The sequence below is a fragment of the Halalkalicoccus paucihalophilus genome, from assembly GCF_001593955.1.
Taxonomy (GTDB): domain Archaea; phylum Halobacteriota; class Halobacteria; order Halobacteriales; family Halalkalicoccaceae; genus Halalkalicoccus; species Halalkalicoccus paucihalophilus.
Window position 1 is genome coordinate 140586 of sequence record NZ_LTAZ01000005.1, and the last position, 26252, is coordinate 166837.

Annotated in this window: 32 protein-coding genes and 1 pseudogene; 15 read left to right on the plus strand and 18 right to left on the minus strand. The window is 64.7% G+C overall.

The genetic code is table 11. The features are described from left to right. Positions 1 to 204 precede the first annotated feature (204 nt). Complete coding sequence (locus HAPAU_RS10155) at positions 205 to 1260, plus strand: isocitrate/isopropylmalate dehydrogenase family protein (protein ID WP_066382257.1); 1056 nt, start codon at positions 205 to 207, stop codon at positions 1258 to 1260. Here the strand turns inward: HAPAU_RS10155 and HAPAU_RS10160 are convergent. Then, complete coding sequence (locus HAPAU_RS10160; protein WP_066382259.1) at positions 1257 to 1691, minus strand: universal stress protein; 435 nt, start codon at positions 1689 to 1691, stop codon at positions 1257 to 1259. The genes HAPAU_RS10155 and HAPAU_RS10160 overlap by 4 nt on opposite strands. 24 nt (positions 1692 to 1715) lie before the next feature. Further along, positions 1716 to 1841 carry a hypothetical protein gene (locus HAPAU_RS22785; protein ID WP_281177880.1) on the minus strand — a complete coding sequence of 42 codons (126 nt, stop codon included), beginning with the start codon at positions 1839 to 1841 and terminating at the stop codon, positions 1716 to 1718. A gap of 188 nt (positions 1842 to 2029) precedes the next feature. Between HAPAU_RS22785 and HAPAU_RS10165 the strand changes: the two genes are divergently transcribed. Genes HAPAU_RS10165 through HAPAU_RS10190 form a run of 6 tightly spaced genes read left to right on the plus strand, consistent with a single transcriptional unit; the run spans position 2030 to position 9204 of the window. Next, positions 2030 to 3112 carry a Bug family tripartite tricarboxylate transporter substrate binding protein gene (locus tag HAPAU_RS10165; RefSeq protein ID WP_245634071.1) on the plus strand — a complete coding sequence of 361 codons (1083 nt, stop codon included), beginning with the start codon at positions 2030 to 2032 and terminating at the stop codon, positions 3110 to 3112. A gap of 30 nt (positions 3113 to 3142) precedes the next feature. Then, positions 3143 to 3748 (plus strand): hypothetical protein, encoded by a 606-nt coding sequence (locus HAPAU_RS10170; protein WP_245634072.1) that lies wholly within the window; start codon positions 3143 to 3145, stop codon positions 3746 to 3748. Continuing rightward, entirely contained in the window at positions 3749 to 5284 is a 1536-nt protein-coding gene (locus HAPAU_RS10175) for a tripartite tricarboxylate transporter permease (RefSeq protein WP_066382263.1), read from the plus strand. 41 nt (positions 5285 to 5325) lie between these two features. Continuing rightward, positions 5326 to 5715, plus strand: a complete 390-nt coding sequence (locus HAPAU_RS10180; RefSeq protein WP_066382264.1) for a VOC family protein — start codon at positions 5326 to 5328, stop codon at positions 5713 to 5715. Between the two features lie 23 nt (positions 5716 to 5738). Then, positions 5739 to 6182 carry a cupin domain-containing protein gene (locus HAPAU_RS10185; RefSeq protein WP_066382266.1) on the plus strand — a complete coding sequence of 148 codons (444 nt, stop codon included), beginning with the start codon at positions 5739 to 5741 and terminating at the stop codon, positions 6180 to 6182. A gap of 4 nt (positions 6183 to 6186) precedes the next feature. Continuing rightward, entirely contained in the window at positions 6187 to 9204 is a 3018-nt protein-coding gene (locus HAPAU_RS10190; RefSeq protein WP_066382268.1) for an FAD-binding and (Fe-S)-binding domain-containing protein, read from the plus strand. 329 nt (positions 9205 to 9533) lie between these two features. On the opposite strand, the gene HAPAU_RS10195 is transcribed toward HAPAU_RS10190, so the two are convergent. From HAPAU_RS10195 to HAPAU_RS10205, 3 genes are all read right to left on the minus strand, one after another. After that, positions 9534 to 10442 carry a hypothetical protein gene (locus HAPAU_RS10195; protein WP_066382270.1) on the minus strand — a complete coding sequence of 303 codons (909 nt, stop codon included), beginning with the start codon at positions 10440 to 10442 and terminating at the stop codon, positions 9534 to 9536. 75 nt (positions 10443 to 10517) lie between these two features. Continuing rightward, positions 10518 to 11348, minus strand: a complete 831-nt coding sequence (locus HAPAU_RS10200) for an MBL fold metallo-hydrolase (protein WP_066382272.1) — start codon at positions 11346 to 11348, stop codon at positions 10518 to 10520. Positions 11349 to 11534: 186 nt separating this feature from the next. After that, entirely contained in the window at positions 11535 to 11930 is a 396-nt protein-coding gene (locus HAPAU_RS10205) for a YlbF family regulator (RefSeq protein WP_066382273.1), read from the minus strand. Positions 11931 to 12018: 88 nt separating this feature from the next. On the opposite strand from HAPAU_RS10205, the gene dph2 reads away from it, so the two are divergent. Continuing rightward, the gene (dph2, locus tag HAPAU_RS10210; protein ID WP_066382274.1) at positions 12019 to 13053 is read left to right on the plus strand and encodes a diphthamide biosynthesis enzyme Dph2; all 1035 of its coding nucleotides are present in this window, start codon (positions 12019 to 12021) and stop codon (positions 13051 to 13053) included. Between the two features lie 62 nt (positions 13054 to 13115). After that, positions 13116 to 13502 (plus strand): hypothetical protein, encoded by a 387-nt coding sequence (locus tag HAPAU_RS20920; protein ID WP_157078448.1) that lies wholly within the window; start codon positions 13116 to 13118, stop codon positions 13500 to 13502. Here the strand turns inward: HAPAU_RS20920 and HAPAU_RS10215 are convergent, their stop codons facing one another. Continuing rightward, positions 13503 to 14435, minus strand: coding sequence for an alpha/beta hydrolase (locus tag HAPAU_RS10215; RefSeq protein WP_066382276.1), 933 nt, complete (start codon positions 14433 to 14435; stop codon positions 13503 to 13505). Positions 14436 to 14552: 117 nt separating this feature from the next. Between HAPAU_RS10215 and HAPAU_RS10220 the strand changes: the two genes are divergently transcribed. Continuing rightward, a complete protein-coding gene (locus HAPAU_RS10220) occupies positions 14553 to 14942 on the plus strand; it encodes a hypothetical protein (RefSeq protein WP_066382277.1) in 390 nt (129 codons plus the stop codon). Positions 14943 to 14973: 31 nt separating this feature from the next. Continuing rightward, positions 14974 to 15594 (plus strand): METTL5 family protein, encoded by a 621-nt coding sequence (locus HAPAU_RS10225; RefSeq protein WP_066382279.1) that lies wholly within the window; start codon positions 14974 to 14976, stop codon positions 15592 to 15594. On the opposite strand, the gene HAPAU_RS10230 is transcribed toward HAPAU_RS10225, so the two are convergent. Beyond that, a complete protein-coding gene (locus HAPAU_RS10230) occupies positions 15570 to 17195 on the minus strand; it encodes a rhomboid family intramembrane serine protease (RefSeq protein WP_066382281.1) in 1626 nt (541 codons plus the stop codon). The two genes, HAPAU_RS10225 and HAPAU_RS10230, sit on opposite strands and share 25 nt — an antisense overlap. A gap of 370 nt (positions 17196 to 17565) precedes the next feature. Here HAPAU_RS10230 and HAPAU_RS10235 point away from each other — a divergent pair, with 370 nt between their 5' ends. Further along, a complete protein-coding gene (locus HAPAU_RS10235) occupies positions 17566 to 17859 on the plus strand; it encodes a DNA-directed RNA polymerase subunit L (protein WP_066382282.1) in 294 nt (97 codons plus the stop codon). Between the two features lie 3 nt (positions 17860 to 17862). Here HAPAU_RS10235 and hisF read toward each other — a convergent pair whose 3' ends face one another. Next, positions 17863 to 18675 carry an imidazole glycerol phosphate synthase subunit HisF gene (hisF, locus tag HAPAU_RS10240; protein ID WP_066382283.1) on the minus strand — a complete coding sequence of 271 codons (813 nt, stop codon included), beginning with the start codon at positions 18673 to 18675 and terminating at the stop codon, positions 17863 to 17865. Between the two features lie 45 nt (positions 18676 to 18720). Further along, on the minus strand, positions 18721 to 19248 hold the full coding sequence (locus HAPAU_RS10245) for an alpha-amylase family glycosyl hydrolase (protein WP_066382284.1): 528 nt from the start codon (positions 19246 to 19248) through the stop codon (positions 18721 to 18723). A 60-nt stretch (positions 19249 to 19308) separates the two neighbouring features. Here HAPAU_RS10245 and HAPAU_RS10250 point away from each other — a divergent pair, with 60 nt between their 5' ends. Then, positions 19309 to 19578 carry a DUF7550 family protein gene (locus tag HAPAU_RS10250; RefSeq protein WP_066383188.1) on the plus strand — a complete coding sequence of 90 codons (270 nt, stop codon included), beginning with the start codon at positions 19309 to 19311 and terminating at the stop codon, positions 19576 to 19578. On the opposite strand, the gene HAPAU_RS10255 is transcribed toward HAPAU_RS10250, so the two are convergent. The 7 genes and pseudogenes from HAPAU_RS10255 to HAPAU_RS10285 form a co-directional block, all read right to left on the minus strand. Then, positions 19575 to 20291, minus strand: a complete 717-nt coding sequence (locus tag HAPAU_RS10255) for a ThuA domain-containing protein (protein ID WP_066382285.1) — start codon at positions 20289 to 20291, stop codon at positions 19575 to 19577. The genes HAPAU_RS10250 and HAPAU_RS10255 overlap by 4 nt on opposite strands. Positions 20292 to 20332: 41 nt before the next feature. Continuing rightward, complete coding sequence (locus tag HAPAU_RS10260; RefSeq protein WP_066382287.1) at positions 20333 to 20992, minus strand: uracil-DNA glycosylase family protein; 660 nt, start codon at positions 20990 to 20992, stop codon at positions 20333 to 20335. A gap of 46 nt (positions 20993 to 21038) precedes the next feature. Continuing rightward, positions 21039 to 21521 carry a halocyanin domain-containing protein gene (locus HAPAU_RS10265; RefSeq protein WP_066382289.1) on the minus strand — a complete coding sequence of 161 codons (483 nt, stop codon included), beginning with the start codon at positions 21519 to 21521 and terminating at the stop codon, positions 21039 to 21041. Between the two features lie 107 nt (positions 21522 to 21628). Next, positions 21629 to 21952: a cupin domain-containing protein gene (locus tag HAPAU_RS10270; protein WP_066382290.1), complete on the minus strand. Its 324-nt coding sequence runs from the start codon at positions 21950 to 21952 to the stop codon at positions 21629 to 21631. Between the two features lie 70 nt (positions 21953 to 22022). Continuing rightward, positions 22023 to 22247, minus strand: a complete 225-nt coding sequence (locus HAPAU_RS10275) for a hypothetical protein (protein WP_066382291.1) — start codon at positions 22245 to 22247, stop codon at positions 22023 to 22025. Between the two features lie 289 nt (positions 22248 to 22536). Further along, positions 22537 to 22767: pseudogene (locus HAPAU_RS10280) on the minus strand (hypothetical protein); the annotation flags it as partial. A gap of 157 nt (positions 22768 to 22924) precedes the next feature. Further along, positions 22925 to 23515, minus strand: coding sequence for an Lrp/AsnC family transcriptional regulator (locus HAPAU_RS10285; protein WP_066382298.1), 591 nt, complete (start codon positions 23513 to 23515; stop codon positions 22925 to 22927). A gap of 127 nt (positions 23516 to 23642) precedes the next feature. Between HAPAU_RS10285 and HAPAU_RS10290 the strand changes: the two genes are divergently transcribed. Beyond that, the gene (locus HAPAU_RS10290; protein WP_066382300.1) at positions 23643 to 23840 is read left to right on the plus strand and encodes a heavy-metal-associated domain-containing protein; all 198 of its coding nucleotides are present in this window, start codon (positions 23643 to 23645) and stop codon (positions 23838 to 23840) included. A 297-nt stretch (positions 23841 to 24137) separates the two neighbouring features. Next, positions 24138 to 24626 carry a metal-dependent hydrolase gene (locus tag HAPAU_RS10295; protein WP_066382302.1) on the plus strand — a complete coding sequence of 163 codons (489 nt, stop codon included), beginning with the start codon at positions 24138 to 24140 and terminating at the stop codon, positions 24624 to 24626. On the opposite strand, the gene HAPAU_RS10300 is transcribed toward HAPAU_RS10295, so the two are convergent. Next, positions 24623 to 25399: an HAD-IIA family hydrolase gene (locus HAPAU_RS10300; protein WP_066382304.1), complete on the minus strand. Its 777-nt coding sequence runs from the start codon at positions 25397 to 25399 to the stop codon at positions 24623 to 24625. The two genes, HAPAU_RS10295 and HAPAU_RS10300, sit on opposite strands and share 4 nt — an antisense overlap. Continuing rightward, positions 25400 to 26218: an aldo/keto reductase gene (locus HAPAU_RS10305; RefSeq protein WP_066382305.1), complete on the minus strand. Its 819-nt coding sequence runs from the start codon at positions 26216 to 26218 to the stop codon at positions 25400 to 25402. Positions 26219 to 26252 lie beyond the last annotated feature (34 nt).

The window sequence follows — 26252 nt, forward strand, 5'->3', positions numbered from 1 at the left end:
TCGCCCTTTGCATGACCACCAGGCCAGCGGAGTCGCGGCGCGCGATTACGCGCCGCTTCCGGGGACGCCAGCCCTCCCCCGCCCCACTCGCACGGGCGGCACGTTTGCCGCCCGCGCTCGTACCGGCCACAGCGAGAACAGTCCTGAATCCACACACCGCCACTCCGTAACGGCTTAATCCTCTCCCCTGATGTGTGCGAGTACATGTCTTACGAGATCACCACGATCCCCGGCGATGGGATTGGGCCGGAAGTAGTGGACGCGACCCTCCCGCTGTTCGAGGAGGTCGCGGGGAACCACGGCGTCGAAATCGAGTTCACGAGGTATGACTGGGGAAGCGACCGTTACCTCGAAGAGGGCACGATGATGCCCGAGGACGGCCTCGACCGGATCGAGGGAAGCGACGCGATCCTGCTGGGCGCGGTCGGCCACCCGGAGGTCCCGGACCACGTCACGCTTCACGGCCTCCTCCTCCCCATCCGCAAGGAGTTCAACCAGCAGGTCTGCGAGCGCCCCTCGATCCTCTTCGACGGGGTCGAGAGCCCGCTCAAGGGCTACGAGGGCGGGGACGTGGACTTCGTGGTCTTCCGGGAGAACACCGAGGGCGAGTACGCCGACGTTGGCGGGCGCGAGCACATCGGCTTCGACCACGAGATCGCGGTTCAGAGTTCGGTGTTCACCCGCCAGGGTACCGAGGCGATCCTCCGGGCGGCCTTCGAGGCCGCAGAGGAACGGGAGGGTCACCTCACGAGCATCACGAAGTCCAACGCCCAGGCCTACAGCATGGTGTTCTGGGACGACGTGGTCGAGGAAGTTCGGGAGGACTACCCCGACGTCGAGGTCGAGAGCCTGCTGGTCGACGCCGCCTCGATGGACTTCATCCGCCGACCCGAGGAGTTCGACGTGGTCGTCGCCTCGAACCTCTTCGGGGATATCCTCACCGACATCGGCGCCATCGTCACTGGGAGCATGGGCCTCGCCCCATCGGGGAACGTCAACCGCTCGGGCGAGTACCCATCGATGTTCGAGCCGGTCCACGGCAGCGCCCCCGATATCACGGGCCAAGGCGTCGCCAACCCGATCGCGACGGTGCTCTCGGGGGCGATGCTGTTCGAGAACGTCGGCGAGGAGGAGGTCTCTGCGGACCTCTGGAGTGCGGTTCGCGAACTGCTCGCCGACGAGTCGGCCCCGACACCGCCGGATCTGGGCGGGTCAGCGGGAACCGAGGAGATGGTCGCGGCGCTTTCGGACCGACTCTAATCCGATTCGATCCGAAGCGAGACGACCGGGCACTCGGCACTGAGGAGAATGGATTGGACGACACTGCCGAACAGCGCCTTTCCGACCGCGGAGCGCTTCCGTCCGGCGGCGACGATGTAGCGTGCGCCCTGCTCGTTGGCGTACTCGACGATCTCGTCCGCCGGATCCCCCATCAAACCCACCGCGGTCGCGTCGACGGCCGCCTCTTCGATGGCCTCCGCGGCGATGTCCTCGGCGGTCCCGATGATCCCCTCGACGGGGACGGCCTCGCCGGTCTCGCTCACGTTCGTCCGTTCGAGCGAGACGAACTCCTCACGCGTGAGGACGTGAACGACCGCTACGGGTTCGTCGAACGCTTTTCCGAGCGTGGCGGCCTCACGAACGACGGCGCTCGCCCGCTCGCTCCTGTCGACGGCTGCGACGACTACCATGATTCGTGTTGACTGGCACCACTATTAAAGGATCCGGACGTATTCGATCGCTGGTAGAACGAGGTCCCGTTTGCGATCGGCGTCGACCGTCTCCATGCCACTAACCCACCCCCAGCGCGGGGACGGTCGGGCGGTTTCGTCAGTCGTCACGCGGCTCGGGAGAAACGTACGGAAAGATTTATGTATCTACTCTATAATCATGATAGTGAGACCCTAACGTACGGTATCGCGACAGTAAGACTCCGCGCGTTCGGGCGACGATTCGGGTGACTGCACCTGCCCGGCGGGGCTGGGTGTGCGCGATCCGATACGTCGGCCGGGGTCGAAAACGAGAAAGCATGAGCAATCAAGACACCGATTCGACAACACGGGAGGGAGCGAACCGAGCAGTAGCTGGACGCCGGCGATTCCTGCAGGTGGCCGGTGCGGGATCCGTTGCCGCGCTCGCGGGCTGCCTAGCTGGCAACAACGGCGGTGGCGGCGGCGAAAGCGAGGGCGACTGGGAGCCGAGCCAGTCGATCCGCTATATCGTCCCGTACGACCAGGGTGGCGGGACGGACGTCTACGCCCGCGGGATCCAGGAGGGGCTCGCCGAGGCGACCGGCCAGTCGATCCAGATCGACAACGTCCCCGGCGCGGGTGGCCTGAACGGGTACGGCGAACTCATGGGTGCTCAGCCCGACGGCCACACCATCCTCGGGAGCGCCACACCCCTCGAAGTCGCCCCGCAACTGCTGGAGGATCCCGGATTCGACCAACGCGACGCCGAAGGTGTCGCGATCTTCGGGCAGTCGGTGTGGACGCTCGTTGTGAACGAGCAGTACCAGGGTGAGGTCGAGACGTTCGACGACGTTATGCAAATGTACGACTCCGGCGAGTGGGAGTCGATCGGCGTCCAGTCACCCGGCAGCTCACAGGACATCATCGTCCTGTTGGCGAGGTACCAGTACCCCGACGAGTGGGGCTGGAACTGGACCGAACGCGTCCAGTACACCGGGACCGGCCCGGTCTCGCAGGCGGTCGCGAGCGGCGAGGTCCCAGCCGGTATCGGGACCGACGCGGGGACGCAGTCGGTCGTCGATAACGGCCGGATCTACCCGGTCGTCACGTTCGTCAGCGAAGGGTCACAGGTGTATCCCGACGTCCCCTCGGTGACCGACGAGGGCTATCCCGAGATCGACTTCGTCGGCGGACTGAGCCGCGGGGTGTTCGCCCCACCGGAGACCGAGGAAAGCCGCAGGCAGACGCTCTCGGATATGTTCGCGGAGGCCGTCGAGGCCGACAGCACCCAGAGTTGGTCCGACGAGACCGGTAACCCCGTCTTCCACGAGGGGCCCGAGGCGGCGAACCAGCTCCTCGACGATGCCTTCGCGGCCTACGAGGAGAACAACGTCGTCCAACTCGTCGAAGAAAACGCCTGATCGGTACCATCGCGGCGAATTTTTCCCAACATGTCAATAAAAAATAAATACGAACAGGCGACGCCAGAGCACGTGATGCTCGTCGTCCTCCTCGTTCTGAGTGTGGTGTTTCTAATCGAACCGATCGTCTCGAACTACCCGGACGACGCCCGAGTGTTCCCCCAGATGACCGCGGCGGTCGTTTTCGTGGGATCGCTGTTGTTGCTCGTGCGGAACTACCTCCCGGGGGCGCTCGGGACGGTCGTCAACGAGAGTATCAACATCACGACTAGCGACTCGTCGGCCCAAGAACAGGTCGCCCAGCGCGAGGCAGAACAGACCGGTTCGGCACCCAAGCGGACGCTCGGCCGGGAGTACGGCTACGAGGTGAACGACACCGTGTTCATGGTGGTTTCCTCGACGATCTACTTCTTCGCCGGGTGGGCGGCTGGGTTTCTGTTCGTCACGCCGTTGTTCGTGCTGGCGTACACGACCTGGTTTCGTATTCGGACGGCCGTGGGCGTCGGGCTCGCGGTGCTGTCGACCGTCATCGTCTACCTGTTCATCGAGTTCCTGCTCCTGCCGTTGGATCAGGGCCAGATACTCGACTTCAGTCCGTTTCTCGAACCGATCGGGTTGGTCGTCGGGGTGATCTAGATGGTCGTCGAAGCCGTCGTCGAGAGCCAGCTGCTCCTCCAGCTCGACACCATCACCGAGGGACTACAGATCGCGCTGAGTTGGCCCGTGATCGGGTGGATGGCCGTCGGGCTGCTGTTGGGGATCGTCCTCGGGGCGCTGCCCGGCATCGGCTCGCCGGTCGGGATGGCGATCGTCTTGCCGCTGACCCTGCCGCTCGATGCGACCTCCGCGGTCATCCTGCTGGTCGCGATCTACAGCGGGGCGATGTTCGGCGGCTCGATCGCCGCGATCCTGATCAACGCCCCCGGGACCGAGTCGGCGGCGGCGACCACGCTCGACGGCTACCCGATGGCGAAACAGGGGCTCGCGAAGAACGCGCTGGCGATCGCGACGACCGCCTCGGCGCTCAACGGCTTCCTGGCCGCGATCGTGCTCATCCTGATCTCGCCGATCCTGATCGGGGTCGTCCTCGCGTTCGGTTCGCCCGAGTACTTCCTGCTCGCGATCCTCGGCATCTCGCTGATCACGATCGTCACACAGGGCTCGCTCGTCAAGGGGCTTGTCGCCGGCGCGCTCGGGCTGATGATCTCGACGATCGGGACCGGGATCCTGAGTCCGACGCCGCGGTTTACCTTCGGCCAGTTCGGCCTCTACAACGGCATCAGCTTCGTCGCCGCACTGATCGGGATGTTCGCGTTCGCGGAGATGATGAAACTCGCCGCCAGAAGCCAGATCGCGGAAAGCGACATCGAACTCGGCGGCAGCATCAAGGACGGCATTCTGACCGTCTTCAAATACCCGAAGACCGTGCTCAAAGCCGGACTGATCGGCATGGGAATCGGGATGATCCCCGGATCGGGCGCGACGACCTCTACCTTCGTCGCCTACGCCGAAGAGGCGCGCTCGTCGGCCGCAGACGGCCGCTTCGGCGAGGGCGATCCCCGCGGCGTGATCGCTCCCGAGGGGGCGAACAACCCGACCGTAAGCGGGTCGCTCGTTCCGACGCTCTCGTTCGGGATCCCCGGCAGCGGCTCGACGGCGGTCCTGCTCGGTGGCCTGTTGATGCACGGTCTCCAACCCGGTCCGACGCTGTTCGGCGATCAACTGCAGATCACGTACGCGATCTTCATCTCGCTGTTCCTCAGCAACATCCTCATCGTCCTCGTCGGGCTCTCGGTCATCCCGTATGCGAGCCGGCTCACCGAGATCGACACGAACATCATCATCCCCGTCGTGGTGGTGCTCTCGTTTATCGGCGCGTACACGCTGAACCGGAACTGGTTCGACGTCGCTGCGGTACTCGCACTCGGCGTGCTCGGGTTCTACATGGTGCGGTACAACTACTCGGTGATCGCGTTCGTCCTCGGGATCGTCCTCGGGCCGATCGCGGAGGAGAACTTCTTCCGATCGCTACAGATCTCCGGCGGGAGCTACGACATCTTCTTCGATCCGATCAACCGCCCGCTGTCGTTCATGCTCGTCCTCGGGATCGTCTTCATCCTCGTCGGGCCGTTCCTCAAACCCTACGTCGAGCGCACCCTCGACCGCACCTGAGCGGCCCGTATCTCTATACCCCTGGCGACCCGTTCCGGTGTATGCATCCCACCGGCATCGATCACCTCGTTCTCACCGTCGACGACATCGACGAGACCTGCGCCTTCTACGGGGACGTCCTCGGGGCGACCGTCGTCACCTTCGGGCCCGAGGACAGGACTGCCCTCGAGTTCGGCGACCAGAAGATCAACCTCCACGAGGCGGGTGCGGAGTTCGACCCCCACGCCCGCGAACCGACGCCCGGTTCCGGGGACTTCTGTCTGCTCGTCGAATCGCCCATCGAGGGTATCGCCGACCGACTCGACGATCACGGCATCGCAGTCCACGGCCCGGTCGAGAAACACGGCGCACGGGGTTCGATGCGCTCGATATACGTCCACGACCCGGACGGCAACCTCGTCGAACTCGCGTCCTACGAGGAAAGTGATTAGCCGACGCACACCGTGCCCCCGGTATGGCTGATGGATGGCAGCACGTCTCGCTTTCGGATCTGGCTACGAACCCCGAGAAACCCGGCGAGCGCTGGGAACTCTCGACGGAACTCGGGATCGAGGCGTTCAACTTCAACGTCGCGATCCTCGAGGCCGACGACCGACTCTCGCAGAACCACTTCCACTACCACGAGAACCAACAGGAGCTGTTTTTCGTCGTCGAAGGGAGGTGTCGCGTCGAGACGACCGAGGAGGGCTTCGAGATGGGCGTCGACGAGGCCGTGGCCTTCGAGAAGGGCGAGGCGGGCGCACACGTGATCTACAACCCGTTCGAGGAGCCGTGTCGGGTCGTCGCGGTCGGCTGGCCCGCCGACGGACGCTATCCGGTCCACCAACTGGAGACCACGGCTGACGCCGTCGAGGACGCTACCGATCCACAGAGTAATGGGCCATCACCGGGGAACTAGGGCCATGGCGACGAACCCCACGACGAACGCTCCCCCGGCGCGCGACGAGCGCGCCTCCTACGACTACGCCGATATCGACGAGGCGGTCCCGGCGGCACTGTCGGCGCTTCCCCGGCTGGTCGGCGGCGAGGTCCGCTTCGACGAGTACTCGCGAGAGCTGTACGCGACCGACGCGTCCGCCTACGAGATGACGCCCATCGGCGTGGTCTTTCCGACCTCGACCCGTGACGTGCAGGTGGTGATGCGCCACTGTGCGAGAAACGGGATCCCAGTGTTGCCCCGCGGCGGCGGGACGAGCCTCGCGGGCCAGTCGGTCAACGAGGCGGTCGTACTGGATTTTACCCGCTACATGGACGGCGTCCTCAATATCGACCCCGAGGGCCGGCGCGCCCGCGCGGAGGCCGGCGTCTATCTGGGCGACCTCAACGCCGACCTCGCGCCCCACGGTCTGAAGTTCGCGCCCGACCCCGCGTGGCGCGATAAGAGCGCGCTCGGGGGCGCGATCGGCAACAACTCGACGGGTGCCCACTCGCTGAAGTACGGCAAGACCGACGCCTACATCGAGGAGTGTGAGGTCGTGCTCGCCGACGGGACGCGCACGACCTTCGGGGAGATCACCCTCGAGGAACTCGCCGAGCGGGCCGATCCCGACGGCGACCTCGAGGCGCGGATCCACGCCGAAGTTCGGAGGATCGTCGAGGAGGAGGCCGAGAACGTCGATGAAGCCTACCCCGACCTGAAGCGCAACGTCTCGGGGTACAACCTCGACATGCTGATCGAGGAGGCGCGCGGCGAGGGAAGTACGGAGGAAGGGGTCGTGAACCTCGCGCGCCTGCTGGCGGGCAGCGAGGGGACGCTGGCCATCGTCACCGAGGCCGAGGTGAGCTTGGAGCCGATCCCCGAGACCAAGGCGATGGCGCTTCTGACCTACGACACCCTGATCGACGCGATGGAGGACGTCGCGCCGATCCTCGAACACGACCCCGCCGCCGTCGAGGTGATGGACGACGTGTTGCTCGATCTGGCTCGCGAGACCGAGGAGTTCAAGGACGTCGTCTCGATGCTGCCGCCCGAGGCGTCTTCGGTCCTCATCGTCGAGTTCTACGCCGAGGACGACCCCGAGGGACTGGAGAAGGTCGCGGGCCTGCTCGCGGATCGAGCGCCGGAGGCCGACCGTGAGGGTGCACCGGGCGAGAACCGAGTGAAAACGGACGCCCCGCTCAACGCGACGGCGGCGATGGAGGCCCACGACGACGCCGAGCGCGCGCTGTTCTGGAAGATGCGAAAGAGCGGGCTACCGATCCTGCTCTCCCGCACCAGCGACGAGAAACACATCTCCTTCATCGAGGACTGTGCGGTCCCGCCCGAGCACCTCCCCGAGTACGCCCGCGAGTTCCAGGAGATCCTCGAGGACAACGGCACGTTCGCGAGTATCTACGCCCACGCCGGCCCTGGGGTGCTCCACGTCCGCCCGCTGATCAACACCAAGGACGTCGACGGCGTCGACGCGATGGTCGATATCGCCGACCGGGTGACCGACGCCGTCGCCCGGTTCGGCGGAAGCGTTTCCGGGGAACACGGCGACGGGAGAGCCAGAACGCAGTGGAACGAGAAGGTGTATGGTAAACACCTCTGGAACGTGTTTCGCGATCTGAAGACGGCCTTCGACCCCGACTGGCTGTTGAATCCCGGGTCGGTCTGCGGCGATTTCGACATGAGCGAGCACCTCCGCTTTTCCCCCGACTACGAGTTCGAGATGGGCTTTGACCCGGTGCTAGAGTGGGACAACGAGAACGGGTTTCAAGGGATGGCCGAACTCTGTCACGGCTGTGGCGGCTGTCGGGGTCCCCAGGAGACCACCGGAGGGGTGATGTGCCCGACGTTCCGCGCTAGTGAAGAAGAGATCACGAGTACGCGGGGGCGGGCGAACATGCTCCGGCAAGCGATGAGCGGCGATCTCCCCGACGGCGAGGCCTTCAGCGAGGAGTTCGTCACCGAGGTGATGGACCTGTGTATCGGCTGTAAGGGCTGTGCAAAGGACTGTCCCAGCGAAGTCGACATGGCCAAACTCAAGGCCGAGGTGACCCACGAGTACCACCGACGCCACGGTCCGGACCTCCGCTCGCGGGTCTTCGCGAACATCGACACGCTCTCGAAACTCGGTAGTGCCACGGCACCGGTCTCGAACTGGCTGTCGGAACTCCCGGGGGCCCGCGTCGCGCTGGAGAAGACGCTCGGAATCGCCCGCGAGCGTGACCTGCCGGAGTTCCACCGCGAGACACTCAGAGACTGGTTCGAGGCCCGCGGTCCGGGGGTGAGCGAGGCCGAGGCCGACCGGAAGGCCCTGCTCGTGCCCGACACCTACACCAACCACAACCATCCGGCGGTCGGCAAGGACGCCGTTCGGATCCTCGAGAGCGCGGGAGTACACGTCCAACTCGCCGACGTGGGCGACAGCGGCCGACCCGCCTTCTCGAAGGGGTTTCTCGATGCCGCCCGCGAGCGCGCCGAGGCGAACGTCGCGGAGCTCGCTCCCGAAATCGACGCCGGCTGGGACGTGGTCGTCTGTGAGCCCTCCGACGCGGTGATGTTCCAGTCTGACTATCTCGACCTGCTTTCGGGGTCGGCCGTCGAGTCGGTCGCGATCAACACCTACGGCGTCATGGAGTATCTCAACGCCTTCGACCTCGACCTGCCGGCGGGCGAGGGCTCGCTCGCGTATCACGGCCACTGCCACCAGAAGGCGACCAAGAAGGACATCCACGCCGCGGCGGTGCTCTCGCGGGCGGGCTACGACGTCGATATCCTCGATTCGGGCTGCTGTGGAATGGCCGGCTCCTTCGGGTACGAGGCGGATCACTACGCGATGAGCGAGGCGATCGGTTCGATCCTCGTCGAACAGGTCGAGGACAGTCCCGGCGAGCGAGTCGTTGCCCCCGGTGCCTCCTGTCGGGGCCAACTCGAGGACCTCACCGAGGAGGAACCACCCCACCCGATCGAGGTGCTCGCGGGGGGGCTGTAACGACTCCCGGAAGGGCTCTTGCGGCCCCTCGGTTCGAACGGGAGGGTCGTCTTCACCGACCACGGCGAACAGATGATGTGAATCGGTTGCGTCGGAAGTCATCGAAATTTCGAATAAAAGTAATTGGAACAAATGTCTCACAGAACCGTTCCGTTCTGGAACGAAGGCCGTCCAGTGACGTCTTCGACCGGTTCTAGTGTACCAATCATCGGAAATAAGAGGCAGACGGATGTCGGTGGCACCCGACACCGAAGCGAGAGACGCGACTGGTACGGCGATATGGCCGTAGAAACGCTGCTCGATGACCAGTTTGTCGGTTACAAGGACTTCTATACGCGGATCGCCGTTTCGATATCGGCTTCCGTAAACAGCGACTTCGCCCGCCCGACGGCGTTGGTGCCGGCCTCGGGGATGTTCTCCATGAGGACCGTCTCGCTGGGGAAGAGCCGCTCGCCGACCTCGAGGCCGTGATCGCGGGCGGTCGATCCAGTGACGGTGAGATAGACCCCGAGACCGGTGTCGGCGATGTCGGCCTCCTCCTCGCGTCCGGAGGTCGGATATCGGAACTCGAGGTCCTCGACGACGTCGGTCCCGAGTACGGCCCGGACGAGCCGCTCGTACCGCGGCGAGATACACAACGGCCCCTCGTAGTCCCGGAGGAACTCGCGGGACGGGCTCCATCCGTCGCCCGCCTCCGACACGACATCGGGCCGGCCGAGCAGGGTGTGATAGACGGTGTCCCCGAGGCCGGACACGACCCGAACGTCCGTGTCACGGGGGTCGATCCGCTCGTTGATATCGTCGATCGTCGAAAGCGGTTCGGGTTCCAGTGAGACGACCTCCTCGAGGACGAGATCCGCGCTGTCGAAGCCCAGCGCGAACTCGTGGGTGCGAAGCGCCCGAAACGGCTCCTCGCGCCCGATCAACTGGAGTCGGAGGTCCCCGTGTTCGAGGGTGAGGCTGTCGAAGACGACGCGCCGTGGCTTCCCGTCGCGGTCGTCCCGAAGCAAAGTGTACTCCGGACGGGTCGAATCCGAGAGGTCGCTGTAGTCGGCGAGTCGGTCGTAGACGTCTTTCTCGGTCGTTTTCTTCCCTTTGGTAATCGATTTCTCGTATCGAAGCGTCGAACAGACCTCGTCGGCCACCGTCGCCGCGTCCATCCGGGCGGCGAGCCGATCGAGTACGGCCTCCAGCGGTCGGCCCTTGCGTGGGACGGCCACCGGGATCGTCGCTGTCATTGTCCGTACAACGACCCTCTTCGATAAACGGATTACGGCTCGTCTGTTTATATGTTACCGAACGACATGATTAGCTCAGAGGTCGATCCGGTCGCCGATCTCCGCGAGTTCGAGTCGCCGGGGGTACTCGAAGCCCTTTGCGTGGTGATGGAGGTTCTTCGGATCCGCCGTCAGTCCCTTCCACATGTCCCAGTGGCTGGGCAGGAGCCGGTCGAGTCGGAGGTCGTTCGCGCCCTCGATGATCTGGGTCTCGTCGCTGTACCACTTGGTTCGCACCGGCTCGCCCGTCTCTTTGTCGGGGATCGTTCCCACCGTTCCGAACGCGAGCACTCCGAGGTCGATATCGTAATCCTCGCCGATCGCCTCGAACTCGCCGGGACGGGCGTCGCCGCCGTGGAAGAACGTGCCCGCCTCGTGGTCGATGACGTAGCTAACGGGATGGGAGGCATCGGGATCGTTGGCGGGTTCGACGTTAATAGTGAACGGGCCGACTTCGTGACTCTCGTCCTCGTAGACGTCGACGAACTGCTCGTCGTCGAGGTCCCACGCCTCGTGCCACGCCTCCTCCTTGCGGGCGACCGCGAGGCTGTCGTCGGGGGCGTACATCGTTGCCCCCGTGTTTTCGAGGATCGGGGCCTGACTCTCGCCGTGGACGTGATCGACGTGCTCGTGGGTTGCGAGCAACGCGTCGGCTTCCGTGACGTCTTCGGGGGAAAAGGGGATCGGGATCATTCTCACCGTTCGCGGCGGGTCGCCCGTTCCGAGATACGGGTCGATGAAGAGGGTGGTTCCATCGCCTGCTTTGAGGACGAAGCCGTTGCAGCCGAGATACCAGATCGCGACGCCCTCCGGAGAGCTTTCCTCGATCTCGCGCACGAGCCAGTCGCCCCAGTCGCTTCGTGTCATGACCGGATATGCACAAGACAGCGCCCTAATTGTACCGGTCGCTCCCGATGACCGGAAGTATGGTGGCCGGTTCGATCGGAGCCGCCACCCTCGGCGGCTCCGTGAGGAGGGCGGGGAAGGGCAGGCCTACTCGAGGGATTCGACCGTGAACGACTGAAAGGAACGACCGCAACAAAAGGTGGGTGGCTAGTCCTGACAGCAGCCGCCGGCCTGCTCGCCGAAGTCGACACTCAGTGGTTCGGAGATCGCCTCGTTTACCGCTTCGAGCTTCGCATCGAGTTTCGCCTGCGCTTCGAGGTACTCGGCCATTACGGGGATTTCGTGGAGCTCCTGCTGGGCTGCCTGGAGGCGCTGGAGGTCCTCTTGGGTGGCGTCGCCGGTCTGGCGCGCGAGCATGAACTCCTGGCGCAGCGACTCGAACTCGTCGATCTTGTCCTGGGCGTGCTCGCTCTCTTTGACCCGCTCTTGGGCCTCCTCGTAGGCGGCGTACTCCCCGCTTCGAGCGATCAGCTCGCCGAGTTCGCCTGCAAGTCCCTCGATGCTGGCTTCCTCGGCCGCCGTCGGCTCGGTTTCGACGCTCATACCCGCCGTTAGGTTTCGCGTCGTTTCAATCTGCCGGAACCCGCCCCGAAGCGCCGACGTTAAACGCCCACAGCGGCTAACCGGGATAATGAGTCAGAACGAGTTCTCCAAGGGCGATCTGCGGAACACGGGTATGGCGTTGAAACACGACCGGGAGTGGGACTACGAACTCGACCGGATCGTCGAGGCCGTCCACGAACGCGACGCGACAAAGGTTGGCCTGCAGTTCCCCGAGGGACTGAAACGCCGCGGCCCGAAAGTCACCGACGACCTGCGCGAACTCCTGCCCGAGGACGTCACCGTGATGATGTCGGGCCAGCCCTGTTACGGCGCCTGCGATCTCGATACCTACATGATGCGCCGAACCGACGTCTTCGTTCACTTCGGGCACTCCCCGATGAAGGAGTCCGAGAAGATCATCTACGTCCCGCTGTTCTCGAACGTCGAAGTCCTCCCCATCATCGAGGAGTCCCTCGAGGAGATAGAGGGAGAGGAGGTCGGACTGGTGACGACCGCCCAGCACATGAACCGCTTCGAGGAGATGCGCGAGTATCTCGAAGGACAGGGCTACGAGGTCCACACCCGCAAGGGCGACGACCGGCTCACCCACGAGGGGCAGGTGCTGGGCTGTAACTACGCCTCGGCCGATATCGATGCCGACAACGTCCTCTACGTCGGCGGCGGGAAGTTCCACCCCCTTGGCTTGGCGATGGAACACCCCGAGAAGAACGTCGTGATCGCCGATCCCGTCAACAACGTCGTCACGATCGCGGATACCGAGAAGTTCATGAAACAGCGTTACGGGGCGGTCCACCGCGCGATGGACGCCGAGAAATGGGGCGTGATCTTCTGTACGAAAATCGGGCAGGGCCGGTGGGACCAGGCCGAGCAGATCGTCGACGAGAACGACGACGCCTACCTGATCACGATGGACGAGGTCACCCCCGACAGACTGCGAAACTTCGACATGGACGCGTTCGTCAACACCGGCTGTCCCCGGATCACCACCGACGACGGCCCGCAGTTCCACAAGCCCATGCTTACCCCCGGCGAGTACGAGATCGCAGTAGGGAACGAGCCCCTCGATTCCCTCGAATTCGACACTTTCCACGGAACTTGGTAGTGAATTTCATATACCAACGGTGAAGCATTCATAGCTTCTCAGAAACAAACACCGATGAATGTATGTTGATTGTCGTTCCCTTATTCGTCTTCGTTGGAACGAAAAACGGCAAAGTAGCTCGTATTCTATTGATCGCCCCTCTATATGACGTATTTCGGCCAGTAATTCGGGTTGATGGTGGCATATCTGTGTCACCTCCCGACTCAGTAGAAATCGTAGAACGTGCCAAAGAATGGTTATCCCACTTTATTCTTGAAACCGGTAAAACGGGTTGGACAATTACTGTTTCAATCCCATTGATTCTGTGTACGGCAGCTCGCAATCGAATTTTCATCGGTAAATTCGCCTACGAAACTCGACGGCTCGGATTTGAGGAAGATGGATTCAGGGTAGGTCCTTTTAGCGGCAATGAAATTACTGAAATCATCGAATATCCTGTGAGAGAGTAATTACCGCTCAAGCGCTGTCTTGAGATCCGCTCCGAGCGCATCGATCGCCTCGCCTGCGGCGTCAAGGTGGTCGAGCAGGTTCACGAACCCGTGGATCATTCCCTCGTACTCGTGGCGAGTGACCGAAACGCCCGCCGACTCGAGCCGGTCGGCGTACTCCCGCCCCTCGTCGCGGAGCGGGTCGAATCCTGCAGTGAGAACGGTCGCCGACGGCAAGTTCGAGTAGTCCCGGGCGAGTAGCGGTGCGGCGTAGGCGTTTCTGTGGTCCACCGGATTCGGGAGGTAGCGTTCGAGGAACCACTCGATGCTCGCGGCTTCGAGCAGGTACCCCTCGCCGTTTTCCTCGTGGCTCGGAAACTCGTGGACGGCAGGCGAGGCGACGGCGGGGTAGATCAGCGACTGATGTGTGATCTCCGGGCCGTCCCGATCCCGGCTCATCAGCGAGACGGCCGCCGCGAGGTTGCCCCCGGCGCTGTCGCCGCCGACGGCCACCCTCCGAGGATCGCAGTTGATCCGTTCGGCGTACTCGGCGGCCCACTCCAAAGCGGCGTAGGCGTCCTCGACGGCGGCCGGGAACGGGTGTTCCGGCGCGAGTCGATAGTCCACCGACAGCACCGCGCAGTCGGCGGCGTTCGAGAGGGCGCGACAGACCGGATCATAGGTCCCGACGTCCCCGATGACCCACCCGCCCCCGTGATAGAAAACCAATAACGGATGGTCCTCGCCCGTGGGCGCGTAGAGCCGAACGGGGATCGACTCTGCGGGGCCGGAAATCGAGAAGTCCTCGACGCGGTCGACGGGTTCGCCCTCGCTTGCGAACAGTTCGGCCAGCTGTTCGCGGGCACTTTCGGGCGAGAGCGCGTACGTCGGGGGTCGCCCCATCGTCTCGACGGTTTCGAGCAGTGCCTCGGCCTGCGGGTCGATCTCCGACATGTCGGGGCCTTCGAACGCCCGACGCTTATCGTTCAGCCTACCGGTTATTGGGACAGTAAAATTACTACTGAGCATTTACAAAGGTTTTTGTATATCTACTATGTATACGTGTACGAGATGAGCACGCTACAGCGTCCCGCGGTCGAACCGTGTCGACCCGAGGAAGCCACCCCGGTTCGAGTGGACGGCGATGCGCTCGATTCGACCGCACCCGACTACCTGCGCGACCTGAAAGCGGAACTCGCCTGCGAGCGACTCGTCCCGGCCCGCCTGACCGTCGAGGCCTGCTTCGAGGAGGACTGCTCGCTTTCGACCCAGCGGGAGGCCGAACGGATCCGCGACCACATCCGTGCTGCGACCCTCCTCGGGGCCGGGACCCTCACTGTCGAGTTCGATTCCGTCGCCGACGAGCGGAAGATCCGCCCGGCATTGGCCGCCTGTGCCGAGCGCGCCCGGCGCGACGGGGTGACCCTCGAACTCGACGGCCCGCTCTCGCTCGAATCCTAACGTTTCTCCCTTCCGGCCCCTTCCTCCCGACATGGACACGAAGCGGGCGCTCGAACGGCGTCTCTCGCGGGTCCGAGGGTTCGACGAGCCGCGTGTCGAACTCGAACAGTACCCCACTCCAGCCGACATCGCCGCCCACCTCGTCCACATGGCGGACCTCCGGGGCGACCTCGACGACACGGTGATCGACCTCGGAACCGGCACCGGGATGCTGGCGCTCGGTGCCGCACTCCGGGCCCCAGAACGGGTGGTCGGTCTCGACGCCGATCGAGCGGCGCTCACGACCGCCCGCGAGAACGAACGGCTCGTCGATCCTTCTATCGGGATCGACTGGCTGCTCGGCGACGGCGGTCGTCTCCCGCTGTGTCCCTCGGAGGCGACCGTCCTCATGAACCCGCCCTTCGGCGCTCAGAAGGGACACCGGGGTTCCGATCGGCGGTTTCTTGCGAGCGCCACCGGGATCGCGGACGTGGTCTACTCGATTCACAATGCCGGCAGTCGCGAGTTCGTCGAATCGTTTCTTGATGATCGCGGCTGGGAGGTGACTCACGCCTACGAACTCGCGTTCGACCTCGAGCGCCAGTTCGACTTCCACGAACGGGGACGAAAGACGATCCGCGCCGAGTGTTATCGATCCGTTCGCGGCGTGTAGCGCTCCTCGTGGGCGATCGGAACGACCGTCCGCCCGTCGCTCGCGACGAGCGTTCCCTCGTCGTTCTCGATCGAGAGGCCGTCGATCGTTCGCTCCTCTCCGGCCTCCGGAACCGGAGCGCGCTCGGAGCCGGTGTCGCCTTCGACCTCGACGAGGAACGTTCCCGATTCGGAGACGAGGGTGATCGTCCGCCCGTCGACGACGGCGTCCGCGCTCGCGGGTGCGGAGTCGTAGGCGTGGGTCCGTTCGCCGTCGCTCTCGAAGCCGACGGCGTACACCGTCTCGTTTCCGACCACCCAGCCCGTCCGCTCGACCTCGATGGTCTCGCTCCAGGTCAGCCCGCCGACCCGGATCATGGCGTCTCCATACGTCTCGAGTTCCGTCGCCGAGACCTCCTGGCCCCAGATATGTCGCTCGGGACTGGTGACGATCACGCCGCTCGTGGTCACCTCGGTGGTCTCGCCGAACGCCTCGATATCGACGACCGAGAACATCCGGTTTTCGACCTCCTCGTCGTAGAAGACGGTGTAATCGCCGGTCGTCATCGACGCCTCGCGGGGCTGGCTGTCGACGACCGCGAGGTTCAGCGGGACCGCAACGAGACACATGGCGAGAACGGGGACGACGAGCGCCGCGCTCGCGGCCTGTCTACGGGTCACGCCTCCCATCAGTGGACGCTCGCTCGCGGCGAGCGCGGCGGTGATCAGCACCGAGAGTGCGACCACGAGGGCGACTCCTAACCCCCGATAGAGGACGTAGGTCGTCGCGCCACGGATCCACCAGATCGCCCACAGGGACACCGAGAGCGTGGTGAGGAGGGCTCCGAACCAGAGCCTGAGCGGGTTTGGCTCGACGCCCCGACGCCGAAGCAACACGACGCCTGCGAGCACGCCGACGAGAAAGCCGAGCGCGTGGCCCTGAATCGCGATCCCGTACCACCACGGCGAGGAGACGCTCGCTGTCACTTCGACGACGGCGACCGGCTCGCCGAGCGCGGTGGTGACGGTACGGACGGCGCTTCTCGTCGCGAGCGCGACGACGGTGAGGATCGGATAGCGAACGAGAACGAACCCAATGAGCACGAACACGACGCCCGAAAACCCGATCACGGGCCCCCACGAGAAGAGGCTCATCAGGACGCCCGCGCCGAAGACGGCGAGCGGGAAGACCACGAACGCCCGAACGCGTGGGTTCGAGACGCGCGAGCGTCCGGGTTCCGGGAAGTGTCCCCAGACGTACTCCGCGAGCGGCGCGAACACGAGGGCGGTTGTGAGGTTTCCGAGCAGGTGATCCGGACCGACGTGGGCGAACCCGGCGAACAGCACCCCGAGTGGATAGAAGTACGACCACGCCGAGAACGGGATCGCGAGGGGATCGTGCCAGTGTCGGAGCCCGCCCTGTACGAACAGGTAGACCGCGAGGACGCCGCCGAGGGCTAGCAGCGAGCCCCACGGAACGCCGAAGTAAAACCGCTCTCGGAGGAGCGATCCGACCTGCCGGTCGGGTCCGCCGAGCCGGAAGGCGAGCCACAGGGACCCGACTAGCGTACTGACAACGAGGAGTTGCCACGCGAGGACGACGAGGGTGTCCGCGACCGCCATACGCGTGCCACGGGACGGGCTGAATTGAGGGTTGTGATCGTTCACCCACCCCCATCGTCCCACTGGGTGGCGATTCGGTACGGGCGGTGGCCGGTCCGAGCGCGGGCGCCACTCACGCCGCCCGCGTGAGGAGGGCGGGGAAGGGCTGGTTTCCGGAAGCGGCACGCGGTCGCGTGCCGCGACTCGGCGGTGTCTGGTGGTCACAGAAAATCGGAGATTTTCTTGGGTCATGAAGAAGGCGAGGAATGCACGTCCCAAGGAACGCTTCGCGTTTCTTGTGGGCCCGAAAATCGCGGATGCGATTTTCGACCGCCAGTACAGTCCGAGGGCTTTCGAAGGCTTGAAACGCGCCACACGCCAATCGAGCGCCATGGAACTACGCGTACTCTCGCGCGAGGACCGGGAACTGGCGCTCGAGATCGCCGGTGAGGACCACACGTTCATGAACGTCCTCAAGGGGGCGCTGCTCGAGACCGACGGCGTCACGGCCGCGACCTACGACATGAACCCCGAGCAGTCGGGTGGCCAGACCGACCCCGTTCTGACCGTCACGACCGAGGAGGGCGTCGACCCGCTCGAGGCGATTTCCGAGGCCGCTTCGGACATCCAAACGACGACCGACGCCTTTCGGGACGCCTTCCGGGACGCCTCGGCCGCCGCCTGAGCCTCAGATCCGGACGGGGACGTCCCGCTCGTCGAGGTACTCTTTGACCTCCGTGATCGAGTACTCCCCGAAGTGGAATATCGAAGCCGCGAGCGCGGCGTCCGCGTTCGCATCCTCGAAGACCTCGTAGGCGTCCTCGGGTCCGCCACAGCCCGAGGAGGCGATCACTGGGGTTGAGACGGCCTCACAGACCGCCCGCGTCACGGGGATGTCGTAGCCCTCCTTCGTGCCGTCGGTGTCGATGGAGTTGACGAACAGCTCGCCCGCGCCACGGGACTCGGCCTCCGTAGCCCACTCAATCACGTCGATACCGGTGCCTTCCCGACCGCCCTTGACGGTGCACTCGAACCAGCAGGACTCGCCGTCGATCTCGGTGTAGTGCTCGCCCCGCTCGTCGAATCGGCGTTTGGAGTCGACGCTGATGACGATACACTGGCTGCCGAAGGCTCGGGCCCCCTCGGTGATGAGTTCCGGGCGTTCGAGCGCGCCGGTGTTGATCGAGACCTTGTCCGCGCCCGCCCGCAGGGTCTCCTTGATGTCTTCAGTAGTCCTGATCCCGCCGCCGACGGTCAGCGGAATGAACACCTCGTCTGCGACCCGCGAGACGGTATCGAGCATGGTCTCCCGGCCCTCGGCCGAGGCGGTGATGTCCAGAAAGACGAACTCGTCTGCGCCCGACTCGTTGTAGGCTTTCGCCATCTCGACGGGGTCGCCGGTGTATTCGAGGTTCTCGAAGTTGACGCCGGTGTAGACCGCAGCCTCTCCGTTCTCGTCGACGTCCACGTCGATACAGGGGATAATCCGTTTCGTGAGCATTCGTTACCGGGGGTTCGCGCGACGCCGGGTTGAGCGTTTCGACCCTTACAAACTGTAGACCCACGCCTCGTAGGGCCGAAGCTCGCTCTCGGGTTCCCCGGCATCGGGGTGGTTCCCGAGTAGGAGCCTCGCTCCGTCGTACTCCCCGCCGGCCTCGAAGCGCTCGTGCTCACCGGAGACGTTCAGGATCACCAGCGCCCGCGCCCCGTCGAGCGCCCGGGTGTAGGCCCACAGGTGTTCGTGGTCGGGCAGCAGGTCCTCGTAGTCGCCGTAGACGAGCACGTCGTGGGTGTCACGGAGCTCGATCAGCTCCCGTACTGTAGTACCGAGTCGGAGTCGACCCGGGCGCGCTCGACGTTGATCTCGGTGTGGTTCTCGTTGACCCCGATACGGTTCCTCCTCGGAAAAGACGGCGTTCTCCCCGTCGGTCCACTGCATGGGCGTCCGGGCGTTGTCCCGGCTCGCGGCCTCGAGGGCCGGGCGGGCGTCTTCGAAGGAACCCCGTTCGTCGACGAAGTTGTGCGCCCAGACGTCCCGCACGTCGGAGGGGTCCCTGAACGAGGTGTTGGTCATCCCGTTGAGGGCGCGGATACGATGGGTGCGTTTAAGAGCCGCGCGAAACGAGACGTGGGCATGAGCGATCAGGACGACCGGCCGCTTGACGACCCGGCGGGCCAGGCCGATGCCCCCGGCGAGGAGGCCGGCACGATGGGCGACGAGGAGGCCGGCACGCAGGAGGCCGCCGTCAGCGCCCCCGAGAAGGAACAGCAACCCGTGAAAACGCCCCTTGCCGAGCGCACGACCGCCCCGCAGAGCCCCTACTCGATGCGACAGGCCGGAATCGGCGTCGCCGTCCTCCTCGTGGGCCTTCTGGTCACGTTTGCGGTCCCGATCCTGCTTTAATCGAGCGGTTCGAGCGGTTCGCGGTTCCCGAACTCGGGATCCGGGCCCCCCGTAGGTGCGGCCCACTCGACGGCGTTTGCGAGCACTTGTTGGATTACGGGCTGGCGGTAGATCGGATAGGTCTCGTGGCCCGGCCGGAAGTAAAACACCTTGCCGGCACCCCGATGGAAACAACACCCCGAGCGGAAGACCTCCCCGCCCTCGAACCACGAGGTGAACACGAGGGTGTCCGGTGCGGGGATATCGAATCGCTCGCCGTACATCTCCGAGTCGGGGAGTTCGATGTACTCGTCGATTCCCGCAGCGATCGGGTGGCTCGGTTCGACGACCCAGAGGCGTTCTCGCTCCTCGTCCTCGCGCCACTTCAGCGAGCAACTGGTCCCCATCAGACGCTTGAATATCTTCGAGTAGTGTCCCGAGTGGAGCACGAGCAGCCCCATTCCCTCGAGGACGCGCTCCTGTACCCGGTCGACGATCTCGTCTTCGACCTCGTCGTGGGCGATATGACCCCACCACGTCAGGACGTCCGTCTCGTCGAGGACCTCCTCGGTTAGCCCGTGTTCGGGTTCGTCCAGCGTTGCCGTTCGAGTGTCGAACCCCCGTTCTTCGAGGAATCCCGCGATGGCCTCGTGAATGCCATCGGGGTACTGTTCGCGGGCGGCCTCGTCCTCTCGCTCGTGGCGGAACTCGTTCCAGACGGTGACGCGGACCATACGCGAGCCTCGCCGCGGAGCGAAAAGGAACTACCGATCAGTCAGCGCACGAAATACAGCTCGTCGCTGCCCAGAAACCGGCTCAGATCCGCCGTCCGGCGGTAGTCGCTGCCCCGAATCGTCGAAAGCGAGTCGATCAGCCGCCCCCCGTCGCCCTCGGTCCACTTGGTTGGCTCCCTGATGGGAACCACCAGAAAGCCGCTACCACGGATCTCGCTCGCGTGAAGCGCCTCCATGTCGATTTCGATCCGCTCGACCTGTGCGGTGTAGTTCTCGATGACGTGCTCGGTCGCCCGCGCTCCGACCGGCAACAGGACGTGGGCCGCGATCGCCCGGAGCTCGGCGTCGAAAAAGCGCTCCATCTCGGCGTAACTCGAAGGCGAGGGGTCCCCGCCGTCGGGCGGACAGCACATGTGGAGGTAGCTCAGAAAGCACTCCTCCAGTTCGGGTGCGTCGCTGTATGGCTCGTCCGCGAAGCCGGTCTCGAAGAGGGTCCGTTGGATCGCCTCGCCGACGGGCGAGTCCGTAAACGGGACGCCGGTCCGTGCGCCGCCGTGGACCCCGGGATGGTCGCCGATGACGTGAAAGTCGGCGTTGGCGTCGCCGTAGCCGAAGACCGCCTCGGTACTCGCAGAACAGGGCGTCTCGCAGGCGGGGCGCATCCCGAAGGGGTTGCTCGTCCAGTCGGTAACGTTCTCCACGCACCCGGATACTCTGCTATCGAGTAAAACGCTCGCGGTTTCGTCCTCACTCCGTGACGGCGACCGCCCCGCGCATCCCCTGTGCGTCGTGTGGGATGCAGGTGTAGCGCGAAGTTCCCGGCTCCTCGAAGGTGTGCTTGAACGTAAAGCCCTCCTCGGTCTCGATTGGGCTCTCGTAGGCCCCCTTTTCTTCGGCGACGTTGTGTCCGCCGCCGTCGCCGGTCCATTCCCAGACGACGGTAGTACCGGGATCGACCATGATCGCGGCGGGCGAGAACGACTGGCCGCGGCTGCCGGTTCCCACCTCGACGGTGACCTCGCTTTGGCCGCGGCGGTCTGCGGTTCCCTCGTAGTTCGACGCGGGGTCGAGCCATCCCCCGTAATCCGGTTCTTCCTCGTCGGGGACCGTCTCGTAGTCGGGCCCGTCGTCGCCGCCGTTTCCACCGGTACAGCCCGCGAGCGCGGCAATAGAGAGCGTACCGACGGTTCGCAGGACGCCCCGCCGGTCGAGGGAAGGCTCGGGTGTCATTTCGTGTCCCACTAGGGAGTCGACGGCCAAAAGCGGCCTGAAACCGCCAGCCCCCTGTCGCGTGCTACCACCCGAGCGTTTCCGAGGGCGATCGTGACGGTCGGCGGTCAGGGCGCGCCGACGAGAACGAACCGGCTCTCGGCGTCGCCGTTCTCGATCCGCCGTGTCGTCTCGCCCGGGATCCTGACCGCGTCGCCTTCAGTCATCGCTACCTCCTCGTCCTCGACGACGACGGTCGCCTCGCCCTCGACCAGCAGGTAGACCTCCTCCTCCTCGCCGTCGTCGGCGTGGTCGTGTTCCTTGCCCGTCCATCCCGGTTCACACTCGAGGACCGAAACCCCGAGGTTCTCACAGTCGAGTTCCTCCCGCAGGAAATACAGCGAGTCTGCGACCGGGTCGACGTCGGTGTAGTTGGCCTTCGTGTGCGACATCCGCCCGTGGTTCGCTTTCCGGGCGTAAATAGCTCCGGTCCGTGGGATCCGATCGGACCGCCAGCACGGCTCAGAGGTATTGGAGATACCCACAATCCGTACAGTGGAGTTCGTCGCCGTCGTGGACGATCCACCCGCTGGGACAGTGATCGCACTCCCACTCATACCCGATCGCCGGAGCGAACACGAACCGACGCTCGATCCGTTCTAGCTGTTCGATCCGGTGTTGTTGGGCGGCGAGCCGACGCTCTAGCTGACGGAGTTTATATACGTCCGATTGGACGGGTTGAGACATCATCGGTCACCGAATACGGTACGCTATCGAGTAGCATGAACGTATCGTCGGCCTGCGCAAGGTCACGCATAAGGGAACGGGGTTGGGTTCGTACCGTCTCCCTTCCGTCCGCGGTAGGCCGTCGGCCGTCCCATAAGAGCGGTGACAGCCGACGGCATCGTGCTGGGGATGGTCGTGGTGTGTCACGCCAACGCAGTTTGTCTATGGCCTCAAACCTGCGATCTCCCAGCATTCATATCAGGTCACTCCGGGGGAGTAAGTCTTGTGATATTTGATAGTTGGCGAACACCTATCGGAACCGGCCGAACGGACGGTAGTCCTCGTGGGGATCGTATTCGCGAAATGCGAAGCTGGTGGTCATCATCGAGACCGAGGAGACGGCCATCGCAAGCCCCGCGAGCGCGGGGTTGAGAAGCCCCAGCGAGGCGATCGGGATCGGCGTCGCGTTGTAGACGAGCGCCCGGAAGAGGGTCTGGTGGACTCTCTCGATTGGTGCCTCCGAGAGCCGGATCACCGGAAGTGTCCTCGATGATGTCCGAACAGGTCGCACACGACAGCTCCGAGATCCCTACCCGTGCCCTCACGGTGTCACCTTGCCCCTAGAAAGGGGTCCCAGATTCAGGGACGTGTTCTTGTGATTCGAATGTCGATCCCGCACTCAACCGTTGACTCCGAAGTCAATCGGCGTCGGAGGCGAGTTCCTCGTACTGTTCGACGTAGAGCTGCTCACAGGAGGGACAACAGAACTGTTTCAGGTCGCCGTCGATCCGCCGCGAGACCCCGTCGGGGCCGACCTCGTTGTCGCACAGGACGCAAGACAACGAGAAGGCGGCCTCGCCGCCGATCCGGGCGGTCCAGTCCGTCCCCGTCAAGAGGTCTACTTCGATCTCCCGGACGGTCTCCGGATCGACGCGCTCGAACAGCCACGACTGGACGTCCGGCCTCGGCGCGTGGGCGTTGACCACCACTCGACCCCCTGCCGTGGCGAAGACGTGTTCGACGCCGTCGAACCCCGAGAGCGCGTCGCGAATCCCGTCGGTCGCGCCGGGCACGACCGAGAGCGTCACCAGTACGGGCGTCCCTTCGCGCAGTTGCGAACGGTCCAGATCCAGCGTGAACCGACGGATAATGCCGTGGTCCTGCAGTTTCGAGACGCGATCTGAGACCGCCGGTGGCGAGAGGTCGACGCGCTCGCCGATCTCGCTGTAGGGTCGCCGGGCGTCCTCCGTGAGGAGTCGAAGGATCCGCAGGTCGATTTCATCGAGCATATCATCCCTTCTCCCCTCGTTATCAAATCCGTTTCGTCGACGTACTTTCGATTCGGAGCCTATCAGCCCCGATCATTTTTCATTCGAACGAGTAACTCCGAAAAAGGAGCGGGGCCTACGATTCGATATGGTACGAACGCTGGCCGTGAACGACATGAATTGTACGGGCTGTGAGCAGAACGTCGTCGACGCGCTTTCGGGACTCGACGGAGTCGAGAACGCCAGTGCCGACCACGAGTCCGACACGGTCGCCGTCGAGGGCGACGCGGACGAGGACGACCTCCGGGAAGCCATCGAGGAGGCGGGCTACACCGTCGAGGCCTAGTGCGCTATCGAGTGGACCGCCTCGTTAGGATGCCCGTGGGCTGAGTGAGCAGTGTTCGAGACGAAGCCCGCTGTGGGAACGAAACGGCGTCCTACAGCCAGCCGCGCCGACTCAACACGACGAGAACGCTGTACCCGACCGCGCCGACGGCGAAGATCGCGACGGGGATGAGAAACGGCCCGAGCAGTTCGATGATCGATTCGAGAGCCATCGGGCTCACTTCGACGGCGAGGTCCCTAACGCTGCTGATCGTGCGGGGAGTGATAGAGTAATGTATTCGAGACGCCAACCACCGGTATGCACACGCCGGGTCACGTCGGCACCGCGTTGCTGGTGTACTCGCCGATCGGTCTCGCCCTCCTGCTTGGGGGTCTCGACGAACTCGCCGTCCTCGGCGGCGTCGGCATGGTCGCGCTCGCGACGCTACCGGACTGCGATCACCGATTGCCGCTGATCGCCCACCGGGGTCCGACCCACTCGCTTCTGTTCGCGCTGGCCCTCGGAACGGTCCTCGGGGCCGCCGGGTTCGTCTTCGGGGAGACCTTCGTGGGCGTTTCGGCACCGATCATGGCGGCGTTCGCGTTCGCCATCGGAATACTCGCGGTCCTCTCGCACCTCGCCGCCGATTCGATCACGCCGATGGGGATCAGCCCGCTGTGGCCCCTCTCGGGGTGGCACTACTCGGCGAACGTCGTTCGCGCGAAGAACCCGATCGCGAACTTCCTCTTACTCGCCGTCGGCGTCGCCGCCGCGACCGGCGCGCTGGCGCTCGCGACCATGCTCTAGAGGATCGAACCGATCTCGGCGATCGAATCCAGCACGTAGTCGGGGTCGATCTCGGAATCGGCGAGCGCCCGATCGTCGGTGACGCCCGTCCGCACCAGCGCGGTCGTCATCCCCGCGCGCTCGCCCATCGCGATGTCGGTGTCCAACCGATCCCCGACGACGAGACAGTCCTTCGGGGCGGCCCCGAGCGTCCGCTCGATCGCCTCGACCGCGCTCGGGGCGGGTTTCCCCATGATCGCGTCGGGCTCCCTGCCCGTGACTCCCGCGATCGCGTTGATGATCGCGCCCGACCCGGGGACCTCGCGGTCCTCGGTTGGGATCGTCCGATCGGGGTCGGTGCCGATGAAGAGGGTCCCATCGGCGAGCGCCCACAGCGCGTGTTTCAGGTCGTCATACGAGAACTCCCGGTCGATCGAGGCGACGAGGGCGTCCGCCCGGTCGTACTCGTCGGTCAGCGAGAGCCCCGCCTCCCCGAGTTGGGCTTCGAGGCCCTCCTCGCCGATCACGTACAACTCGTCGGTGGCGTGCTCGCGCGCGAGGTACTCGGCGGTGATCGTCCCCGCGGTGATCAGTTCCTCGGACGCGAGCGAGAAGCCGTGACGGACGAGGCGCTCGGCGTAGGCTTTTCGGGTCCGGATCGGGTTGTTCGAGACGAACGCGACCGGAAGCCCGCGCTCGCGTATCGTCTCGACGGCCCCGATCGCCCCTGCGATGGGCTCGCTGCCCCGGATCAGCGTCCCGTCGACGTCGAGGACGACTCCCTCAGGGGCCATTCACTCGGCGACCGGCGGCTCGTTCCACGGCGCGCTCTCGGGATCGATCAGGCGTTTTTCCTGCTCGAGCCCGTTGATCTTGGCCATGTCGCTCTCCGAGAGGTCGTCGACGATATCGAGCGCGCGGTAGTTTTCCTCGATGTGTGCGCCGCTCGCCTTCGGGGTCGGGTGGATCCCTCGGTTGATCAGCCAGGCCAGCGCGACCTGGGTGGCCGTGGCGTTGTGCTTGCCCGCGATGTCGTTGATCTCGGGGATCCCAGTCACCTCGCCGCGGGCGATCGGCGAGTACGCCACGAGGTGGTGGTCGTTGTCCTCGGCGAACCCCGCGAGGCGCTCCTGTGGGAGCAGGGGATGGCACTCGACTTGGTGAGCGAAGATCGGCGCCTCGAGGATCGCTTGGGCCTCCTCCAACTGGTCGACCCGGAAGTTGCTCAGTCCGATCCGGTCGATCGTGCCGTTCTGCACGAGGTCGTCGAACGCCCCTAAGGTGTCCTCGGCGTCGTACTCGCCGATCGGCCAGTGGACGTACAGCAGATCGATGGTGTCGACGCCGAGTTTCTCCCGACTCACCTCGACCGATTCGAGGACGTCCTCGTAGGCGAGGTTCTCGGTGTCGATCTTCGTCGCGAGGAAGATATCCTCCCGGGGAACGTCGCTTTCGGCGATCGCGTCGCCGACGTACTCCTCGTTCTCGTAGACCTGTGCGGTGTCGACGTGTCGATAGCCGGCGTCGAGTGCGCGTTTGACGTTCTCGACGCAGTCCTCGGGGTCTTCGAGCTTGTACGTCCCGAAACCGAGTGTGGGGAGCGATCGTGACATATCCCGAAGTCCACGCGCCACTCGTAAATTGGCT

What these genes read in the sequence shown, in the direction of transcription:
- HAPAU_RS10165 (WP_245634071.1), top strand. Translation starts at nt 2,030, where the DNA reads ATGAGCAATCAAGACACCGATTCGACAACACGGGAGGGAGCGAACCGA.
- HAPAU_RS10250 (WP_066383188.1), top strand. Translation starts at nt 19,309, where the DNA reads ATGAGCGATCAGGACGACCGGCCGCTTGACGACCCGGCGGGCCAGGCC.
- HAPAU_RS10160 (WP_066382259.1), bottom strand. Translation starts at nt 1,691, where the DNA reads ATGGTAGTCGTCGCAGCCGTCGACAGGAGCGAGCGGGCGAGCGCCGTC.
- HAPAU_RS10220 (WP_066382277.1), top strand. Translation starts at nt 14,553, where the DNA reads ATGAGCACGCTACAGCGTCCCGCGGTCGAACCGTGTCGACCCGAGGAA.
- HAPAU_RS10200 (WP_066382272.1), bottom strand. Translation starts at nt 11,348, where the DNA reads ATGACACGAAGCGACTGGGGCGACTGGCTCGTGCGCGAGATCGAGGAA.
- HAPAU_RS10175 (WP_066382263.1), top strand. Translation starts at nt 3,749, where the DNA reads ATGGTCGTCGAAGCCGTCGTCGAGAGCCAGCTGCTCCTCCAGCTCGAC.
- HAPAU_RS10245 (WP_066382284.1), bottom strand. Translation starts at nt 19,248, where the DNA reads ATGACCAACACCTCGTTCAGGGACCCCTCCGACGTGCGGGACGTCTGG.
- HAPAU_RS10275 (WP_066382291.1), bottom strand. Translation starts at nt 22,247, where the DNA reads ATGTCTCAACCCGTCCAATCGGACGTATATAAACTCCGTCAGCTAGAG.
- HAPAU_RS10300 (WP_066382304.1), bottom strand. Translation starts at nt 25,399, where the DNA reads ATGGCCCCTGAGGGAGTCGTCCTCGACGTCGACGGGACGCTGATCCGG.
- HAPAU_RS10155 (WP_066382257.1), top strand. Translation starts at nt 205, where the DNA reads ATGTCTTACGAGATCACCACGATCCCCGGCGATGGGATTGGGCCGGAA.
- HAPAU_RS10205 (WP_066382273.1), bottom strand. Translation starts at nt 11,930, where the DNA reads ATGAGCGTCGAAACCGAGCCGACGGCGGCCGAGGAAGCCAGCATCGAG.
- HAPAU_RS10185 (WP_066382266.1), top strand. Translation starts at nt 5,739, where the DNA reads ATGGCTGATGGATGGCAGCACGTCTCGCTTTCGGATCTGGCTACGAAC.
- HAPAU_RS10190 (WP_066382268.1), top strand. Translation starts at nt 6,187, where the DNA reads ATGGCGACGAACCCCACGACGAACGCTCCCCCGGCGCGCGACGAGCGC.
- HAPAU_RS10235 (WP_066382282.1), top strand. Translation starts at nt 17,566, where the DNA reads ATGGAACTACGCGTACTCTCGCGCGAGGACCGGGAACTGGCGCTCGAG.
- dph2 (WP_066382274.1), top strand. Translation starts at nt 12,019, where the DNA reads ATGAGTCAGAACGAGTTCTCCAAGGGCGATCTGCGGAACACGGGTATG.
- HAPAU_RS10180 (WP_066382264.1), top strand. Translation starts at nt 5,326, where the DNA reads ATGCATCCCACCGGCATCGATCACCTCGTTCTCACCGTCGACGACATC.
- hisF (WP_066382283.1), bottom strand. Translation starts at nt 18,675, where the DNA reads ATGCTCACGAAACGGATTATCCCCTGTATCGACGTGGACGTCGACGAG.
- HAPAU_RS20920 (WP_157078448.1), top strand. Translation starts at nt 13,116, where the DNA reads ATGTTGATTGTCGTTCCCTTATTCGTCTTCGTTGGAACGAAAAACGGC.
- HAPAU_RS10265 (WP_066382289.1), bottom strand. Translation starts at nt 21,521, where the DNA reads ATGACACCCGAGCCTTCCCTCGACCGGCGGGGCGTCCTGCGAACCGTC.
- HAPAU_RS10285 (WP_066382298.1), bottom strand. Translation starts at nt 23,515, where the DNA reads ATGCTCGATGAAATCGACCTGCGGATCCTTCGACTCCTCACGGAGGAC.
- HAPAU_RS10305 (WP_066382305.1), bottom strand. Translation starts at nt 26,218, where the DNA reads ATGTCACGATCGCTCCCCACACTCGGTTTCGGGACGTACAAGCTCGAA.
- HAPAU_RS10195 (WP_066382270.1), bottom strand. Translation starts at nt 10,442, where the DNA reads ATGACAGCGACGATCCCGGTGGCCGTCCCACGCAAGGGCCGACCGCTG.
- HAPAU_RS10255 (WP_066382285.1), bottom strand. Translation starts at nt 20,291, where the DNA reads ATGGTCCGCGTCACCGTCTGGAACGAGTTCCGCCACGAGCGAGAGGAC.
- HAPAU_RS10290 (WP_066382300.1), top strand. Translation starts at nt 23,643, where the DNA reads ATGGTACGAACGCTGGCCGTGAACGACATGAATTGTACGGGCTGTGAG.
- HAPAU_RS10170 (WP_245634072.1), top strand. Translation starts at nt 3,143, where the DNA reads ATGTCAATAAAAAATAAATACGAACAGGCGACGCCAGAGCACGTGATG.
- HAPAU_RS10225 (WP_066382279.1), top strand. Translation starts at nt 14,974, where the DNA reads ATGGACACGAAGCGGGCGCTCGAACGGCGTCTCTCGCGGGTCCGAGGG.
- HAPAU_RS10230 (WP_066382281.1), bottom strand. Translation starts at nt 17,195, where the DNA reads ATGGCGGTCGCGGACACCCTCGTCGTCCTCGCGTGGCAACTCCTCGTT.
- HAPAU_RS10215 (WP_066382276.1), bottom strand. Translation starts at nt 14,435, where the DNA reads ATGTCGGAGATCGACCCGCAGGCCGAGGCACTGCTCGAAACCGTCGAG.
- HAPAU_RS10295 (WP_066382302.1), top strand. Translation starts at nt 24,138, where the DNA reads ATGCACACGCCGGGTCACGTCGGCACCGCGTTGCTGGTGTACTCGCCG.
- HAPAU_RS10270 (WP_066382290.1), bottom strand. Translation starts at nt 21,952, where the DNA reads ATGTCGCACACGAAGGCCAACTACACCGACGTCGACCCGGTCGCAGAC.